The 16,879-nt window shown below is 72.0% G+C and carries 17 protein-coding genes and 1 pseudogene; 12 read left to right on the top strand and 6 right to left on the bottom strand.

Annotated features, from left to right (window positions below):
* Positions 1 to 8 precede the first annotated feature (8 nt).
* Together AB0A63_RS09345 and AB0A63_RS09350 are read left to right on the top strand one after the other, a co-directional pair.
* Entirely contained in the window at positions 9 to 2,264 is a 2,256-nt protein-coding gene (locus tag AB0A63_RS09345; RefSeq protein WP_360387461.1) for an NB-ARC domain-containing protein, read from the top strand.
* Positions 2,265 to 2,416: 152 nt separating this feature from the next.
* Positions 2,417 to 2,680, top strand: coding sequence for a hypothetical protein (locus AB0A63_RS09350; RefSeq protein ID WP_360387463.1), 264 nt, complete (start codon positions 2,417 to 2,419; stop codon positions 2,678 to 2,680).
* Between the two features lie 16 nt (positions 2,681 to 2,696).
* Here the strand turns inward: AB0A63_RS09350 and AB0A63_RS09355 are convergent, their stop codons facing one another.
* The gene (locus AB0A63_RS09355; RefSeq protein WP_360387465.1) at positions 2,697 to 3,008 is read right to left on the bottom strand and encodes a hypothetical protein; all 312 of its coding nucleotides are present in this window, start codon (positions 3,006 to 3,008) and stop codon (positions 2,697 to 2,699) included.
* Positions 3,009 to 3,216: 208 nt separating this feature from the next.
* Between AB0A63_RS09355 and AB0A63_RS09360 the strand changes: the two genes are divergently transcribed.
* Positions 3,217 to 3,966, top strand: coding sequence for a hypothetical protein (locus AB0A63_RS09360; RefSeq protein ID WP_360387468.1), 750 nt, complete (start codon positions 3,217 to 3,219; stop codon positions 3,964 to 3,966).
* Positions 3,967 to 3,984: 18 nt separating this feature from the next.
* On the opposite strand, the gene AB0A63_RS09365 is transcribed toward AB0A63_RS09360, so the two are convergent.
* On the bottom strand, positions 3,985 to 4,620 hold the full coding sequence (locus AB0A63_RS09365) for a DedA family protein (protein WP_360387471.1): 636 nt from the start codon (positions 4,618 to 4,620) through the stop codon (positions 3,985 to 3,987).
* Positions 4,621 to 4,782: 162 nt separating this feature from the next.
* On the opposite strand from AB0A63_RS09365, the gene AB0A63_RS09370 reads away from it, so the two are divergent.
* The 3 genes from AB0A63_RS09370 to AB0A63_RS09380 all read left to right on the top strand — a co-directional run bounded on the left by AB0A63_RS09370 (position 4,783) and on the right by AB0A63_RS09380 (position 6,906).
* Entirely contained in the window at positions 4,783 to 5,250 is a 468-nt protein-coding gene (locus AB0A63_RS09370) for a redoxin domain-containing protein (protein ID WP_360387474.1), read from the top strand.
* A gap of 91 nt (positions 5,251 to 5,341) precedes the next feature.
* Positions 5,342 to 5,692 (top strand): YciI family protein, encoded by a 351-nt coding sequence (locus AB0A63_RS09375; protein WP_360387477.1) that lies wholly within the window; start codon positions 5,342 to 5,344, stop codon positions 5,690 to 5,692.
* Positions 5,689 to 6,906 (top strand): DUF6596 domain-containing protein, encoded by a 1,218-nt coding sequence (locus AB0A63_RS09380; RefSeq protein ID WP_360387479.1) that lies wholly within the window; start codon positions 5,689 to 5,691, stop codon positions 6,904 to 6,906. Before AB0A63_RS09375 ends, AB0A63_RS09380 begins: the two co-directional genes overlap by 4 nt.
* Here the strand turns inward: AB0A63_RS09380 and AB0A63_RS09385 are convergent.
* On the bottom strand, positions 6,814 to 7,362 hold the full coding sequence (locus tag AB0A63_RS09385) for a copper resistance CopC family protein (RefSeq protein WP_360387482.1): 549 nt from the start codon (positions 7,360 to 7,362) through the stop codon (positions 6,814 to 6,816). The two genes, AB0A63_RS09380 and AB0A63_RS09385, sit on opposite strands and share 93 nt — an antisense overlap.
* Before the next feature lie 116 nt (positions 7,363 to 7,478).
* Here AB0A63_RS09385 and AB0A63_RS09390 point away from each other — a divergent pair, with 116 nt between their 5' ends.
* Positions 7,479 to 7,889 carry an ATP-binding protein gene (locus AB0A63_RS09390; RefSeq protein ID WP_360387485.1) on the top strand — a complete coding sequence of 137 codons (411 nt, stop codon included), beginning with the start codon at positions 7,479 to 7,481 and terminating at the stop codon, positions 7,887 to 7,889.
* 82 nt (positions 7,890 to 7,971) lie between these two features.
* Complete coding sequence (locus tag AB0A63_RS09395) at positions 7,972 to 8,373, top strand: ATP-binding protein (RefSeq protein WP_360387488.1); 402 nt, start codon at positions 7,972 to 7,974, stop codon at positions 8,371 to 8,373.
* A 6-nt stretch (positions 8,374 to 8,379) separates the two neighbouring features.
* On the opposite strand, the gene AB0A63_RS09400 is transcribed toward AB0A63_RS09395, so the two are convergent.
* Genes AB0A63_RS09400 through AB0A63_RS09410 form a run of 3 tightly spaced genes read right to left on the bottom strand, consistent with a single transcriptional unit; the run spans position 8,380 to position 13,743 of the window.
* Positions 8,380 to 9,060 carry a GntR family transcriptional regulator gene (locus AB0A63_RS09400; protein WP_360387491.1) on the bottom strand — a complete coding sequence of 227 codons (681 nt, stop codon included), beginning with the start codon at positions 9,058 to 9,060 and terminating at the stop codon, positions 8,380 to 8,382.
* Positions 9,061 to 9,094: 34 nt separating this feature from the next.
* A complete protein-coding gene (locus AB0A63_RS09405) occupies positions 9,095 to 12,607 on the bottom strand; it encodes a BTAD domain-containing putative transcriptional regulator (protein WP_360387494.1) in 3,513 nt (1,170 codons plus the stop codon).
* A gap of 23 nt (positions 12,608 to 12,630) precedes the next feature.
* A complete protein-coding gene (locus AB0A63_RS09410) occupies positions 12,631 to 13,743 on the bottom strand; it encodes a prolyl oligopeptidase family serine peptidase (RefSeq protein WP_360387496.1) in 1,113 nt (370 codons plus the stop codon).
* Between the two features lie 88 nt (positions 13,744 to 13,831).
* Here AB0A63_RS09410 and AB0A63_RS09415 point away from each other — a divergent pair.
* The 4 genes and pseudogenes from AB0A63_RS09415 to AB0A63_RS09430 all read left to right on the top strand — a co-directional run.
* Positions 13,832 to 13,975, top strand: a pseudogene (locus AB0A63_RS09415) (ABC transporter ATP-binding protein); the annotation flags it as partial.
* Between the two features lie 230 nt (positions 13,976 to 14,205).
* Positions 14,206 to 15,027: an ABC transporter permease gene (locus AB0A63_RS09420; RefSeq protein WP_360387498.1), complete on the top strand. Its 822-nt coding sequence runs from the start codon at positions 14,206 to 14,208 to the stop codon at positions 15,025 to 15,027.
* 3 nt (positions 15,028 to 15,030) lie between these two features.
* On the top strand, positions 15,031 to 16,032 hold the full coding sequence (locus AB0A63_RS09425) for an ABC transporter substrate-binding protein (protein WP_360387501.1): 1,002 nt from the start codon (positions 15,031 to 15,033) through the stop codon (positions 16,030 to 16,032).
* Entirely contained in the window at positions 16,029 to 16,820 is a 792-nt protein-coding gene (locus AB0A63_RS09430; RefSeq protein ID WP_360387504.1) for an ABC transporter ATP-binding protein, read from the top strand. Before AB0A63_RS09425 ends, AB0A63_RS09430 begins: the two co-directional genes overlap by 4 nt.
* Positions 16,821 to 16,879: the final 59 nt, after the last annotated feature.

Genomic DNA, 16,879 nt, shown 5'->3' on the forward strand with positions numbered 1-16,879 from the left:
TGTCACGCATGAGCGAACCGCACGGTCCGCAGTCGAAATCCACCTTCGGTCAGACGCTCCTGCGCCACCGGACGGCAGCCGGACTGTCGCAAGCGGCGCTGGCCCTGGCTTCGGGCATGAGCGTTCGGGCACTGAGGGACCTGGAGCACGGAAGGGCGGCCGCCGCGCAGGAGCGTTCGACCGAACTGCTGGCGGACGCCCTCGGACTGACCGGTGACGAGCGGGTGTCCTTCGTGGTGCTGGCGACGCAGAAGCGCCGTCGCTCCGCGCACGGGGAGAACAGGGCGATGCTGTACGCGTTGCCCGTCACGCCGAACGTGGTGGGCAGAGAGGACGAGCTCCGCAGCCTGTCCACGATGGCCGATGCGGGCGGCGTCGTGGTGATCGCCGGCCCGCCGGGCGTGGGCAAGACCACGTTGGCGGTCGCGGCCGCGGACTACCTGATGTCCCGGTTCTCGGACGGCACCCTTGCCCTGGACCTGCGTGGCGTCGGCAACCAGCCGATGAGCTCCAGCGTCGCTCTTGAACGCGTGCTGACGTCGCTGGGGGTGCCGCCGGGCCGCATACCCCCGACGCAAGGCGAGCGCAGCTCGCTCTTCCACACCTTGTTGCGGGATCGAAGCGTGCTGCTGATCCTGGACAACGCGATGGACGAAGCTCAGGTCAAGCCGTTGCTGGCCAGCGGCGAGCACAGTTTGACCATCGTGACCTGCCGTCGTGCCCTGGCGGGCCTGGAGTCGGCGCACCGGCTGCCGATCGACATGCTGACCACGGCGAACGCGGTGGACCTGCTCGCGTCGATCGTGGGCGATGACGTGGTCCGATCCGAACCGGAGGCAGCGGATGAGCTCGTCTCCCTCTGCGGGAACCTGCCGCTGGCCGTGCGGATCGTGGGCAACCGACTGGCCACCCGGCGGTTCTCGTCGATCGCCTACCTGGTCGGACAGATGCGGGACCAGCGGAAGAGGCTGAACTCGTTGTCGGTGGGCGATCTGCACGTGCGGGCGGCTTTCGCGACGTCGCTCCAGTGGCTGGGAGAAGGTGAGCGCTCCGCTTTCCGGCGTCTCGCCATCATTCCCGGCGCTCACTTCGACGACGACCTCGCCGCGGTCGCGACCGGCACACCGGCGGACGAGATCGGCGCGGTGCTGGACTCGCTGGTCGAGATGTCGCTGATCAACGTCATCGGCGATCCCGTTCGACTTCAGTTCCACGACCTGGTCCGGCTGTTCGCGTACGAGTGCTGGCTCGACGAGGAACCGGAGGAGGAGCGAGACCGGCTCCGCGACGAGCTGTACGCCCATGTCCTCAGCCTGGGCACCGCCGCCGGCCGGCTCTTCCTCCCGACCGTGCGGGAGATCTCGGAAGACTGTCCGTTCCGGTCGCAGCGGGAGGCGGAGGACTGGCTGGAGGAGAACGTCACGACGTGGTCCGAAGTGTGCAGGGAAGCCGTGCAGCTGGGCTGGCACGAACAGGTGTACGACTTCGTCTGGTCGTTGCACACCTACATGCCCGGCCGGGAGTACGGGTACGGCTGGAACAAGATCTTCGAGTGCGGACTCCAGGCGGCGCAAGCGCTCCGGGACCGCGTCAAAGAAGCCGAGATGCTCGCACTGATGGGCTGGACGCTGCACGCGTCCGCCGGTGAAAGCGACCGCGCGCTCAACGTGCTCCACGAAGCACTGGCTCTCTCCCGGGAGATCGACCACCGGAGGATGGTCCTGGCGTCGCATTCAGCACTGGGGCTCACCTCGGCAGCGCTGGGGCGGCCGGCCGAAGCCGTCGAACACAGCAGACAGGCCTACCTCGTGTCGAAGGACCTCGGTTTCTTCGAGGAGCGCCTGTGGGCGACGCTGTCGTTCGGCACGTCGCTTCTGGCGGCGGGTGAGTTCCAGGAGGCTCTGGAGCTGCACAGCGCGTTGCTCGTCGAAACGAGGGATCGCAGTGATCAGACGAACCACGGCCTCGTGTCGAAGATGGAAGCGCACCTGCTCGCGCTGACGGGTGACTCCTTCGCCGGGCTGAACCGCTGGGAAGAGGCGGCGGAGTCCTACCGCGCGGCGCGGTCACAGCCGGGCATCGACCAGGCCCGCTACCGGAGTGAGGCAGAACTGGCGCTCAGCGAGGGCGTCGCGTGGCGCAACGTGGGCGACGTCGACCGCGCACGCAGGTGCTTGACGTTCGCCCACGCCCGGTTGGACGGACCGGTCAACCAGTCGATGCGAGAACGCGTCGAAGCGGAGTTGGCGCTCCTGCCCGAGTGACCTGGACGCGCGGCTCACACCGCGGCGCGGCGGAGGCCGCCGATCGGTTCGTCACCTGGCGCGCACATCCTGGTCCCTCGAAACGGAGTCCCTGGGAGGACGGGTGCCGGGGCCCGTCCTCAAAGCTGGTTGCTCTGACGTGCTTTGACCTTGTGTCGTGGCGTGATCTGCCGGAGCGGTACGGGCCGTGGAAGACGGTGTGCAACCGGTTCTGGCGGTGCTCGCGCAACGGCATCCTGACGATGCCGGTGTCGAAGGTGCGGGTGATCGCGGAGGCGGTCGACGAGCTGGACCGGGAGGTCTCGGTCGGCTCCAGCATCGTGCGCGCCCATCAGCACACGGCCGGTGCCCGCCGCCGCACGCCTGCGTGCACAGGGGGCGAGCGGGTCGTGTGGCGGGCAGACCGAACCAGATGATCATGCTATCGGCCGGTCACGCGGCGGCCCGTCGACCAAGATCCACCACGCCCTCACCCTGCGCCGCCGCCTCGGCGACGCCTGCGAGGTCGCGAACACCCTCGACCACGTGGGCCAGCCCCACGCCGTCCTCGGCCGGTAGGGGCAGGCCCGCACGGTGTGGCGGGAGGCACTGGAGCTGTACCGGGACCAAGGCCGTCACGCTGACGCCGACCGCGTCCGACAACAGCTCGACGACCTCGACACCCACGATGCCGCTCCGCCGTCCCAGAGCGCCGAAACCGCCAACCAGGTCCGGACAACGGCAGGGATGGATGTCCAGGTCCACCTGGCGGGCTGCAGGTCGGCGAGCTGATGCTCCGCCAGGTTCGTGCGGATCGGCCGGCGAACCCGGCCGAGACCCCGGCCCGTGTCCTGTTCGACGCCGGTTCTGGACAGTTTCCCGGGAACCCGCAGGTCGCCCTCCGGTGCCGCACCGGTTCCGGCCGCGCCGGTGCGAGACTGCCCGCGAACGTGACGAGGTGAAGGAGTTCGGCGTGTCCGCTGACGTCCCGGAAGGACCGGTTCCCGACCCCGGCGAGCGGGGCAACCCGGTGCTCGGCCTGCTCGACAAGGCCATCGGCCTGCAGGCACCGCTGGTGCGCAAGAACATCGCCAGGGCCCGCCAGCGAAACCCGGAGGCCACCCCGGCGGAGGTGGTCCGCACCCTGGAACGGATGTACGTCAGCGCCCTCGCCGGAACCGGTGCCGCGGTCGGGGGTGCCGCCGCCGCTCCCGCCGTGGGGACCGGGGTCGCGATCGCGCTGTCGGCGGGGGAGGCGTTCTCGTCGTTGGAGCTGAGCGCCCTGTTCGTGCTCTCCGTCGCGGAGGTGCACGGGGTGCGCGTCGAGGAGGTCGAACGGCGCCGGACGCTCGTGCTGGGGGTCCTGCTCGGCGAGTCCGGGTCGAAGACGATCGGCAAGGTCGCCGAGCGCACCGGTCAGCACTGGGCGCGCCAGCTCGTCGGCAAGGTGCCGGCGGCGACGCTGCTGCGGATCAACAAGGTGCTGGGCAAGAACTTCGTCACCAAGTACGGCACGAAGCAGGGGATCATCGTGCTCGGCCGGGCGGCGCCGTTCGGCATCGGCGCGGTGATCGGCGGCGGTGCCAACGCCGCCGTCGCCGCACTGGCCGTGCGAGCCGCGCGGCGGGCCTTCGGGCCGGCGCCCGAGGCGTGGCCGGAGGGGGAGGACGGAACGGAGGTCCTGGAGGGCACCGTGGTCGAACCGGACGCGGAGACCGGGTGAGCGCCGTCCGGGGACGGCTCAGGCGGAGGTGACCTCTTCCGCGGGCTCCTCCGCGGCACGGGCCAGGCGGCGCTTGATCACGACGGTGCCCACCACGCCGGCCACCACGGCAATGGCCAGGCCCGCGTACGAGAAGCCCTTCAGCCACTTCTCGGCCACCACGCCGAGGTAGTACACGGCCGCCGTGGTGCCGCCGGCCCAGACGACGCCGCCGAGGGCGTTGGCGACGAGGAACTTCCCGTAGGGCATGTGCATGGAACCGGCCAGCGGGCCGGCGAGAATGCGCAGCAGTGCCACGAAACGACCGAAGAACACCGCCCAGGCACCGCGTTTGTGGAACACGCGGCGGGCGTGGGTGAGCTGTGCCTCGCCGAAGTGCTTGGGGAACTTGCGGCCCATCCACGCGAACAGGCGCGGACCGCCGCGACGGCCGATGAGGTAGCCGAAGTTGTCGCCGATGATGGCGCCCGCGCTCGCCCACACGCCGATCCACAGGGGGCTCAGCTCGTCGTGCTGCGAGGCCAGCAGGGACGCGGTGACCAGCACGATCTCGCCGGGGAGCGGGATGCCGAGCGACTCGAAGCCGATCACGAGGCCCACGATGGCGTACACGAGCAGAGGAGGGATGGCTTCGAGCCACTGTTCGACCGGCACCTCGCAACTCTATCCCCGGTGCCGGAACGGGGCTGCCTCCGCGACATCGCCGCAATCGGCATCTGAGCTGTTCGTCCGTTTCAACATTCGCCGCTTTCCGTGCGGCCTGCCGCTGAACCGCAGGAGGTGCGAGGCCGTAGGCCCAGGCAGGAGGTGAGGACCGTGCGCGTCCTTGGGGTCCTGCTCGCGGTGCTGGTGCTCGCGGGCTGCGCGCAGCCGCCGCCCGCGCCGGAGAAGTTCCAGTTCACGGCCACGACGCTGGAGGGCGCCGAGTTCCGCGGCGACAAGCTCGTCGGGAACCCCGCGGTGCTGTGGTTCTGGACGCCGTGGTGCCCGTCCTGCAACGCCGAGGCGCCGACCGTCGCGAAGGTCGCGGGCAAGCACCACGAGGTGCAGTTCGTCGGTGTCGCGGCCGAGGACCGGCTCGACGCGATGAAGGAGTTCGTGTCCGGCCACCGGCTCGACGGGTTCCCGCACCTCGCCGACCTCGACGGGGCGGTGTGGAAGCGGTTCGGGGTGACCGCGCAGCCCACCTTCGCGTTCGTCCGCGGTGACGGGTCCGTCGAGCTCCTCATCGGCGCGCCCACCGAGGAGCAGCTCGACGAGCGCGTCGCGGCCCTCACGCCGTGACCACCCCGTCCGGGGCGTCGAGCGGGGATCATGGGCTCACCCTGTCGAATCGGGCCGCCCGCGTTCGTGTGGAGGGCGAGAGGAGTCCACCATGACGCAGCAGTACCTGCTCAGCATCTACCAGCCCGACGGTGAGGTCCCGCCCCCCGAGGTGCTCCAGCCGATCATGCGGGACCTCGGCGCGCTCAACGAGGAGATGAAGGCGCGCGGGGCGTGGGTGTTCGCCGCCGGCCTGCACCCGCCGACGACCGCGACCGTGCTGCGGGCGAAGGACGGTGACGTGCTGCTGACCGACGGGCCGTTCGCCGAGGGCAGGGAGCACATCGGCGGGTTCACCGTCATCAGGGCCGCCGACCTGGACGAGGCGCTGGAGTGGGGGCGCCGGCTCGCCACCGTGCTGAGCCCGCTGGCGGTCGAGGTGCGGCCCGTCGCGTCCGGATGATCGAGGAGGTCTTCCGCGCGGAGTACGGCCGCGCCGTGTCCGTCCTGACCCGGTTCCTCGGCGACCTCGACCTCGCTGAGGAGGCGGTGCAGGACGCCTTCGCGACGGCCGCCGCGCGCTGGCCGGTCGACGGCGTGCCGCCCGCACCGGCCGGCTGGATCATCACCACGGCCCGCAACCGCGCCGTCGACCGGCTGCGCCGCGAGGCCAAGGGCCGGGAGAAGCAGTCGGCGCTGGTGCCGCGCGAACCGGAGGTGGAGGACGTGGGTGCCGTGCCCGACGACCGGTTGCGGCTGATCTTCACCTGCTGCCACCCGTCGCTCGCCCTGCCGGCGCGGGTGGCGCTGACGCTGAAGCTGCTCGGCGGGCTGTCGACCGGTGAGATCGCCAGGGCGTTCCTGGTGCCGGAAACCACGATGGCGCAGCGGATCGTGCGCGCGAAGGGCAAGATCCGCGCCGCCCGCATCCCCTACCGGGTGCCGCGCGACGCCGACCTGCCCGAACGGCTCGCGGCCGTGCTCGCCGTCCTCTACCTCGTCTTCACCGAGGGGTACCTCGGCGAAGGAGCGCTGGCCGACGAGGCGGTCCGGCTCTGCCGGGTGCTGGCTTCGCTGATGCCGGACGAGCCGGAGGCGCAGGGCCTGCTCGCGTTGATGCTGCTGGTCCGGTCGCGGCGCGCGGCCAGGCTGGCGGACGGCAGGCTGGTGCTGCTGGCCGACCAGGACCGGTCCCGCTGGGACGCGGACATGGTCGCCGAAGGGCAGGACCTCGTGCGCCGGTGCCTGCGCCGGAACCAGCCAGGCCCGTACCAGGTCCAGGCCGCCATCAACGCCGTGCACAGCGACCCGCCGACCGACTGGACCCAGGTCGTGGCCCTCTACGACCAGCTGATGGCACTCGCACCGAGCCCGGTGGTGGCCCTGAACCGCGCGGTGGCGGTCGCCGAGGTCGCCGGCCCGGCGGAAGGGCTGCGGCTGGTCGACGAGCTGGGGCTGGAGCGGTACCACCTGTTCCACGCGGTGCGCGCGGACCTGCTCGGCCGCCTGGGCGCCGACCCGCGTCCCGCGCTGGAGGCCGCGCTCGACCTGGCCGTGCACCCGGCCGAACGCGACCTCCTGCGCTCACGCCTGCTTGCGGCGGCGGACCAGCAGGAGCGCGCCGACCACCACGACCAGCCCGAGCACGACCCACACCCAGGCGGGCAGCCCGTCTGAGCCCTGCTCGGCCGAGGCCGCCGGGGGAGCGGTCGACGCCGCCGCGGCCGACGTGGTGGTCGTGACCGGTGCCGAGGTCGTGACCGCGACGACGTTCAACGTGAACGCGACCGTGCCCCGGACGACGTCGCCGTCGTCGGCCTGCGCCGCCCACGTGAGGGTGTGCGCCCCGGACTTCGCCGCGGCCGGGTCGACCGTCGCGGTGATGGTGCTGCCGACCGCGGCCGCCCGCGTGACCGGCCACGTTGCGCCGTCCGGTCCGGTGATGACGACCGCGTCGCCCTCCGGCAGGCTCACGGTGTCGCTGAAGACGAGCTCCACCTGCTTGGGCGCGGCGTCGAGCGTGGCGCCCGCCGCCGGGGTGCTGCTCTTGAGTTCGGCGTGGGCCGACGCGGGTCCGGCGGTGCCCGTCGCGGCGAGCAGGACCAGCACGAACGCGATGAGGTAACGGATCACGTGCGCAGAGTAGTGGTGGGAACGGTCCCGGCGGCACCCTCGAAGATCGGGTGCAAGTCACTGGTTTGGTCGCCGATGCACTTGGGTAACCCGCGCAGAACTGATCAACGTGACCCTTGGGGAGCGGTTTGGCGCACGACCAGGCAGCACGAGCGGACGACGTGTCGCACCTGCCGCTGGGCAGGCAGCGGCCCTCGCTCGCGACCGTTCGGCGCTGGGTGCGGCTGGAGCTCATGGGCGAGGACCAGAACTGCGTCGGTGACGTGCTGCTGGTCGTGAACGAGCTGGTGAGCAACGCCTACCGGTACACCTCCGAGCCGTCGTTCCTGCGGGTCGTCCTCTCACCGGGCAAGATCCGGGTCGAGATCACCCACGACGCGCAGGCCCGGCCGCCGTTGCGGAAGGTCAGCCGGCCGCAGCGGGGCTACGGCCTGGTGCTGGTGGCCCGGTTGTCCGACCGGTGGGGTGTGGACAGGGCGCACGGCGGCACCGTCGTGTGGGCCGACCTCCCGAGGGAAGAGAAGTGAGTTCGGTTCGGTGGGTTTCGATCGTCGCGCCTTTGGGTACGGATCCCGCTGCCTTGAAGCAACAGGGCGCGGGGAGAGGCTGATGGGTGTCATCGGACGGTCCAGCGAGCACGTGGACCTCGTCCTGCCGGAGGGGATGATGCCGCTCGCCGACGTGCGCGCGCAGGTCCGTCGCCTCCTTCTGGGGATGCATGAGAACGTGGTGGTCGACGTGATGGTCGTGGCCACCGAGCTCGTCAGCAACGCCTACCACCACGCAGCGCCACCGCGCCGGGTCCGGGTCATGTCCCTGCCCGAGCGCGAGGTCGTGCGGGTGGAGGTCGAGGACGGCACGCCCGGCCGCTTCCCGCAGCTGGGGCGGATGGGGTTCCTCGGGCGGCGGCAACGCGGTTTGTTGCTGGTCAACGGGCTGGCGCAGGTGTGGGGGCACAACCGGTTCCCCGAGTTCAAGACGGTGTGGGCGGACATCACGACCGTGCGCTGACGAGGGTCACGCCGTCGACCTGCGCACCACGTGGTCGGTGCGCGGCAGGTGCATCGTCAGGTGCGCCCGGTCGCTGCGCAGCACCACCCAGGACCGTTCGACGGCGCGGCCGTGGACGTCGTGCGCCATCCACGCGACCGACAGCAGCGGTGTCGCCGGCCGCACGCCGAGCAGACCGGCGACGCGCGGGGTCGCGAGAGCGGTCGTGCACCACGGGTGCAGGTCGCCGAACCGGACGCGGTAGTGGTCGGCGAGGAACCGCCGCAGCGGCACCTCGTGGTCGTAGCGCTCGGCGAGACCGGGGTACTGGGAGGCGCGCAGGAACGTCGACCGCACCCCGATCGGCTCGTCCCCGCGCACCAGCACCGCCTCGACGTTGACCACGTCCTGCGCGCCGATCGTGCGCACCGCCACCGACTCGCGCGCCGCCAGGTCGTTGACCAGCGCGTCGAGGCTCACCCGGTGCAACGGCCTGCGCGGCGCCACCTCCGTGCCCTGCCGGCCGGCCCTGCGGATGAGCCGGCCCTCCAGCACCAGTTCGTCCAGCGCCTTGCGGATCGTGGTGCGCGACATGCCGTAGAGCTCCGCCAGCTCGCGCTCCGGCGGGAACGGTGTGCCGTCCGGCAGCTCGGCGAGCAGGTCGACCAACTGGGTCTTGGCCTGGTAGTAGCGCGGCGTGAAGGGCACACCCGGACGCTATTTCCGTGCGATAACCAGCGGCTCATCGCAGTTCGCGGACGTCGGGCACCGAGCCGATCCGCTCGTACTCGCGCACCGCCGCGGCCCGGTCGCCGCGCAGGAACGCCTCCGCCGCGTCGCGCCACCGCGACCACGAGACCCCGGCGAGGCTTTCCGGCCCGTGCCCGGTGGCGGCCAGCACGAGCGGCAGACCGGCGCCGATGGGCCCGGTGATCTGGTGGCCGGGCAGCACGGTGAGCAGCTCGTCCACCCACTTTCCGGCGGGCCGGCCGTCGAGCAGCGCGAGCCGTGCGGCCAGCACGAGCGGGTGCTGCAGCTCGCCGGGGTGGTTCTTGCGGCGGGCCAGGTCGAGCGCGTGGGCGGCGTCGGCGCGGGCACCGGGCAGGTCGCCGGTCAGCAACCGGATTCGCGCGCGGATCGCGTGGTAGAACGGCTCGGTCGGCCCGGCCGCGATCGACTCGCCGAGGTTCGCGAGCGCCGCCTCGTGGTCGCCGTCCCAGAACAGCTCGACGTACCGCGACGACTCCAGCCAGGCCAGGGTGTGCCGGTCGCCGTGGCGCAACGCCGCCGCCCGTGCCTCCGCGCGCACGGCACGTCGTGCGCGCGCATCGCCGAGCATCGCGTACGCGGTGCCCATGGTGAACAGGCACAGGCTCGCGGAGACACCGGCCGCCTGCCGTTCGGCCACGGCCTGGCGCATGTCGTCGATCCCCGCCGCGTCCCCCTTCTTCACCCGCGACAACCCCAGCGTCTCCCACGCGATGGCGCGCTCGGTGCCGGTGGCCCCGGTCAACGCCGTCCGTGCCGCGGTGATCGCCTCGTCGGTGCGGCCCACCAGCGTGAGCGCGTGCGCGGCCTGGGCCAGCACGGCGCACACCCGTTCACCGGGCTCAGCCGCGGCCAGGAGCTCCAGCGCCCGGTCCAGGTGCCGCACGGCCTCGCGGTGCTCGCCGCGGTTCCAGCACGCCTGCCACGCCGCCCTGGACGCGTCCGCGGCACCGGCGAGGTCGCCGGCGGCCACGTGCAGCTCGACCGCCTCGGCGAGCTCCGCCGTGCCGGCGCCGTCCCCGGACAGGCTGGTTCCCAGCAACGTCAGCAGTTCCGCGCGGTCGCCGTGGCCCGGCGGGCAGACGGCGAGCGCGGCCTCGAAGCACCGCGTCGCCGTGGCGCGGGCCGCGAGCGCCGCCGCCTTGCGACCGGTCTCGGTCAACGCCTCCCGCGCGTGCCGGCCGAGGATGTCGCACGGCCGCCCGGAGGCCTCGGCCAGCCACACCGCCTCCTGGAAGTGGTGCGCCAGCAGCGGAACGTGCTCCAGCGGCAGTGCGCGCACCCACTCCGCGGCGCGGTAGTGCTTCATCGCCTTGGACCCGCGCGGCACCCGGTCGTAGGCGACGTCGCGCACCAGCACGTGGCTGAACGCGTACTCGGCCTCGCCCACGACGTTGCTGACCGGCAGCCGGTGCAGGAAATCCCGCTGCCGCAACACCTCCAGCGACCGCGTGACCTCCTCTACAGCGCGTTCGGCGACCGCGGCGACAGCGCCCGGCCACACCGTCGCACCGAGCACCGCCGCGTCCTGCAGCACGACCTTCTCCAACGGCGGCAACGAGTCCAGCCGCGCGCCGATCACCGTCTGCACCGTGTCCGGCAACGCGTCCCCGGCGCCGTCGCGCAGCATCCGCACGTACTCCCCGGCGAACAGCGGGTTGCCCGCCGAGCGGTGCAGCAGCTCGTCCAGGTCCGCCGTCACGTCGTGCCGGGTCATCAGCACCTTCAGCAGCAGCGTGGTGTCCTCTTCGGACAGTGGGGCCAGCGTCGTGACGCCGCCCCAGGACGGGCGGCGGGCCAGCAGCTCCGGCCGGGCCGTCACGAGCACCAGCAGCGGCACGTCGTCGGCGGTGTCGGCCAGGCCGTGCAGGAAGTCCAGCAGCAGGTCGTCGGCCCGGTGCGCGTCCTCCACGACCACCACGAGCGGGTCGGCCGCGAGCTGTTCGACCAGCCTGCGCCACGCCATCAGCACATCGCTGCCCTGCGGGCCGACACCGAGCAACGCCGACAGTTGCGCGACGAGCCACGGTTCGGAGCTGATCGCCCTGATCTTCGCGGTGACCGCCGCCCCCGAGTCGGTGTCGTAGACGCCGGCGTGGGCGCGCAGGACCTCCGCGAGCGGTGCCAGCGGGTCGTTGTGGCTGACCGGCGGCGTGCGGCCGGTCAGCGCGGGGCGCCCCGCCGTGAACTCGCGCACCAGCCGCGACTTGCCCGCACCGGGTTCGCCGACCAGCGTCACGAGCCGGGGCCGCCGGGTCCGCGTCACCTCGTCGAACGCCTCGCACAACCGCGCGAGCTCGGCCGACCGCCCGACGAACGGCGCGTCGTCGCCCGCGGGGGTGAGCGCCCGGTCGGTGGCGGGACAGGTCCGCACCTCGCCCGCCGCGGCCAGGGCGACCAGCCGGAGCCCCGCGTCGAGCAACGTGCCGCTGACCTCCAGCCGGTCGCCCGACGTCACCAGCGCGGGACCGGTGCACACGGCAGCGGCCGCGGGGTGGCGTCCGACGACCTCGAACGCCGCGCGCACCGCCCGTGCCGCGTCGTCCTCACTCCCGGCGGGTGCGCCGAAGGTGGCGCAGAGGGTCGACCCGAGCGTCGTCACCACGACCCCGCCGAGGGCCTCGACCAGGTCGCGGACGTCGGCGCCGCGGACCTCCAGCTGTTCGTCGGCCGCCTCGTCGGTGCCGAGCTCCAGCCGGGTCACCAGGACGCTGACCTTCTTGCGCTCCAGCACGACCGGCGCCGGGGCCGGGATCAGCGCGAGCGCCGGGTCCTGCGTGAGGACCGCCTGCTCCAGCGCCACCAGGTCGGGTCCCGGGTCGATGCCGAGCTCCGCGGCGAACCGGTCGCGGGCCCGGCGGAACACGGCGAGCGCGTCGGCCTGGCGGCCGGAGCGGTAGAGGGCCAGCATCAGCAGGCCGTGCACCCGTTCCCGCAGCGGGTGGTCGCGCACCAGCGCCTCGAGCTCCGCGACCACCTCGCGGTGCCGCCCGCACGCGATCTCCGCGTCGATCCGGTCCTCCACCGCGACCTCGCGCAGCTGGGCGATCTCCACCAGCGCGGGCCAGGTGACGCCGTCCGCCACCAGGTCGGCGAGCACCGGCCCGCGCCACAGCGCCAGCGCGTCGCGCAGCAGCGTCGCAGCGCGTTCCGGTGTCGCGGCGGTGGCGGCGCCGCCCAGCAGGGCGCGGAACCGGTGCAGGTCGACGCGGTCCGGTTCCGCGCGCAGCAGGTAGCCGGGCTTGCGGGTGACGAGGTCCAGGCCCGCCTTGCGCAACGCCGACACGGCGTTCAGCACGATCCCGCGCGCCGTCGGCGGGGGGTCGTCCGGCCACAGCGCCCCGGTCAGCTCGCTGACCGACACGACCCGGCCGACGTTGAGCAGCAGGAAGCCGAGCACCGCCCGGCGGGTGAACCCGCCCAGCGGAAGCTCCCTGCCGTCGACGCGGACCAGCAGTGGTCCGAGGACGGCGAACTCGACAGCCATTGGACCAGACCATACCGCCGCCGTCAGCCCACGAGGCGGACTCCCGGGTGGCGCACGCGGTCGAACAGCGTGGTGGCGCGGTGTTTCAGGTGCAGGTCGAAGAACGCGGCCACGTGGTCGCGCTGCGCCTTCAGCGAGTCCCGGGGATCGATCGTGCCGATCAGGTCGGCCCTGCGCTCCGCCGTGACCGCCCCGACCTGCGGAACCGCCCACTGCAGGTCGCTGAACCCGAGGTGCGCGCCGTCGTCGAGGTGCACGTCCCGCTTCCAGCCGCGCTGGTTCGGCCAGAAGTCCGCCCACGACCGGGTCAGGCTCGTGTCGACGTGCGAGAGCTCGCGCTCGCGCAGGTCACCGCCGAAGAGCAGGAACGGCCGGTCGACGCCCCTCGTGACGATCTCGCCCGGCGCGTACGGGCCCGACCCGCTGTGCTCCATGGCGCCGTCGATGTTGATGCCCGCGTCGAACCTGCGGTCGCGCACCATCGTCTCGCCGGCCGTGTAGCCGCCGTAGGAGTGCCCGGCGATCCCGACCCGGCCGAGGTCCGCGCCCCGGTGCAGGCCGGGCAGCCGGCTGAGCACGAACCGCATGTCCGCGACCCGTGCGTCGATCGCCTTCCTCATGGTCTCCGGCCGGGCGTCACCGACCTCGCTCGGCACCAGGCGGCCGTCCGGGAACTCGACGACCAGCGACTCGTGCGTGTGCGAGACCGTGACGACGACGTACCCGCGGCTGGCCAGGTCCTCCGCGGCACCCGCGTAGAACTCGCGCGGCGACTGCAGTCCCGGCGAGAACAGCACCACCGGGAACCGGCCGGGGAGCGCGGGCGCCCGCGTCCTGGCCTGCCGCAGCGTGCCGGCCCAGTCGACCGTGCCCGCCGGGACGTCGAGGTAGCCGGGGCTGGAGAGCACCGGGTCGGCCGCTGCGGCGACGGCGGGGGACAGGAACGGCGCCCGCTCGCCCTTCGCGCGGGCCGGGTAGGTGACCGTGACCATGAGCTCCCTGCGCTGGTCCGGGTGCCACGGATCAGCGCGGGTGTCGGTGAGGTGGGCGTCGAACACGCCCACCGGGAACGGGCCGGTGACCTGCGGTGTCACCAGGGTCGATGCGGCCAGGACGGCCGCGAGCAGCAGTTGCACAGTTGATCTACCCCCTTCGAGCGGCAGCCTTGCAGCCGCCCGCTGAGAGGGCGCTGAGACACCTGTCGGGACCTCGTGGCCGCCGTGCTCCGGCGGCCGGCGGCAACGGGCCGCACCGGCACGGGCGGTGGCGGCGTCGGCCGAGGTGCTGCTGACGGACGAACCGTTGTCCAACTTGGACGCACGACTGCGGCTGGAAGCCAGGACGTTCCTCAAGAAGCTGCACCGCGAACGGATCGCCGTGATGGACCGTCTCCGGTGTGGTGTCCGCGCTACGACAGGGAGACCGGCCTGCTGCGCCAGGACGCCGGCCGCCGATGCGCGCACCACCGGCTCGTTCGGCGCCCAGACCGGCTGCCATGTCCGGCCAGCGGGTCGCTCAGCTTCGTCGAACCTCCACCTTGACCGGTCCGCGAACCGGCCATAGCGTACTGGAAAGCGCTTTCCGAGCTAGGAGGCCTCGTGGACACGGTTTCGGCGGACCGCAGGCGGGGTGGGGTGGTCGAGCGGGCCTGGCGCCCGGTCGCGCTCATCGCGGCCTTCGTGCTCCTCTGGCAGCTCGTCACCGCCGCGGAACTGGTCGAGCCCTACCTCGTGCCTTCACCGGGCAGAACGGCCGAGGTGCTGGTCGACAGGTGGTCCTACCTGTGGCCGCACACGCTGACCACGACCTGGGAGACGCTCGCCGGCTTCGTCATCGCCGCGGTCGTCGGCGTGCTGGTCGCCGTGGCGATGGTGTACTCGCGGACCGTCGAGAACACGGTCTACCCGGTGCTGCTGTTCGCGCAGGTCATCCCGAAGATCGCGATCGCGCCGCTGTTCGTGGTGTGGCTCGGTTTCGGCTTCGGGCCCAAGGTGGTCGTGGCCGTGCTGATGGCGTTCTTCCCGGTGGTGATCTCGATGGTCACCGGCCTGAAGTCCGTCGACACCGAGATGCTGGAGCTCGCCGCGACCATGGGCGGCGGGCCGCTCAAGACGTTCGCGAAGATCCGCTTCCCGGCGGCGCTGCCGCACCTGTTCGCCGGGCTGAAGGTCGCGATCACGCTCGCCGTCACCGGCGCGGTGGTCGGCGAGTTCGTCGGCGCCAACGAGGGTCTCGGCTACGTGATCCTGCAGGCCAACGGCAACATGGACACCCCGATGCTCTTCGCGGGGCTGATCGTGATGTCGGTCGTCGGCGTGCTGCTGTTCGCCCTGCTCGACCTCGCCGAGAGGCTGGTGCTGCCGTGGCACGCCAGCCGGCGCGGTTCCACCGTCACCACAACCCTTCTCGCGAAAGGCTGACCGATGAGGAAAGTGCTCGCAGGCCTACTTCCCGCGGTGCTGCTGGTGGCCGGCTGCGGCGGTGGCGGCGACTCCGCCGCCGGTGGTGGCGCGGAGGAGGTCACGCTGACCCTCAACTGGTACCCCTACGGCGAGCACGCGCCGTTCTACTACGGGCTCCAGCAGGGGATCTTCGAGAAGCACGGCATCAAGCTGAAGATCCAGGCGGGCCAGGGATCCGGCAAGACCGTGCAGGCCACCGGCGCCGGGCAGACCGACTTCGGCTGGGCGGACACCTCGGCGCTCGCCACCGCCGTCGAGAACGGCGTGCCGGCCAGGAGCATCGGCGTGTACCTGCAGACCACGCCCGCCTCGGTGCAGTTCTTCACGGAGAAGAACATCAGCGGGCCGGCCGACCTCAGGGGCAGGTCCGTCGCGACGACCGCCGGTGACGCGCTGACCAAGACGTTCCCCGCGTTCCTCCAGCGGAACGGCATGCAGGAGTCCGACGTCTCCATCCAGAACATCGACCCCGCTGGCAAGATGGCCGCGGTCATCTCCGGCCGCACCGACGTGCTGCTCGGGTTCGCCTCCGACCAGGGTCCGACGATCAGGGAGAAGGCCGGCAAGGACGTGTCCTACCTGCGGTTCTCCGACTTCGGCCTGAACTACTTCAGCAACGGCCTGATCACGTCGAAGTCGGTGCTGGCCAAGGATTCCGACCTGGTGCGCAGGATGGTCCAGGCCACCCAGGAGGCGTGGACCGCCGCGGAGAAGGACCCGCAGGCCGCCGCCGACTCGATGAAGGGCGCCGCCGAGCAGCTGCCGTCGCCGACGGTCGTGCTGGAGCAGTTCAAGACCACGCTGACGTTGCTGCACACCGACGCCACGAAGGGCAAGGCTCCGGGCGTCAACACCGCGGAGGACTGGAAGAAGACCATCGACACCTTCCAGCAGACCGGCATCATCGGCAAGGCGTCGGAACCCTCGGCGTACTGGGAGGAAAGCGTGGCACCGAAGGGATGAGCACCACCTTGAACGCCACGAGCGCCATCGCGATCAACGCCGTGTCCGTGCGCTTCCGCTCGAAGCGCGCGGAGACCACCGCGGTCGACCAGGTCTCGCTCGACGTGGCACCGGGCGAGTTCGTGTCCATCGCCGGCCCGTCCGGCTGCGGCAAGTCGACGCTGCTGAAGCTCGTCTCGGGGCTGCTGCGGCCGTCGTCGGGCTCGGTGCGGCTGCTGGGGGAGGAGGTGCGCGGGCCCCGGCACGACATCGGGTTCGTGTTCCAGCGGGCCGCGCTGCTGGAGTGGCGGTCCGCGCGCAGGAACATCCTGTTGCAGGCCGAGATGCGCGGCATGGGTTCGGCGCAGGCCGGTCGCCGGGCCGACGAGCTGATCGAGATGACCGGTCTCACCGGCTTCGAGAACGCCCTCCCGCACGAGCTGTCCGGCGGCATGCAGCAGCGCGTGGCGTTGTGCCGCGCTCTGCTGCACCAGCCGCGCGTGCTGCTGATGGACGAACCGTTCGGTGCGCTGGACGCGTTGACCCGCGAGCAGATGAACGTGGAGCTGCACCGGGTGTGGCGCGAGACCGGCACGACGGTGCTGCTGGTGACGCACTCGATCGCCGAGGCGGTGTACCTGGCGAACCGGGTGGTCGTGCTGACGCGGCGGCCCGCGCTGGTGCGGGAGGTGGTCGAGGTCGGCCTGCCCGCCGAACGGGACTACGCGGCCACGATGGCCCGGCCGGAGTTCGCATCGGCGACAGCGCACATCCGGGAGCTGCTGGGAGCTGTGACGGGACACGACTGAACCGAGCCGGTCCGAAGGAGGGTTGTACCGGCATTATTAGCTGGGTACATTCCGGAGGC

Source organism: Lentzea sp. NPDC042327, assembly GCF_040647275.1.
GTDB lineage: Bacteria > Actinomycetota > Actinomycetes > Mycobacteriales > Pseudonocardiaceae > Lentzea.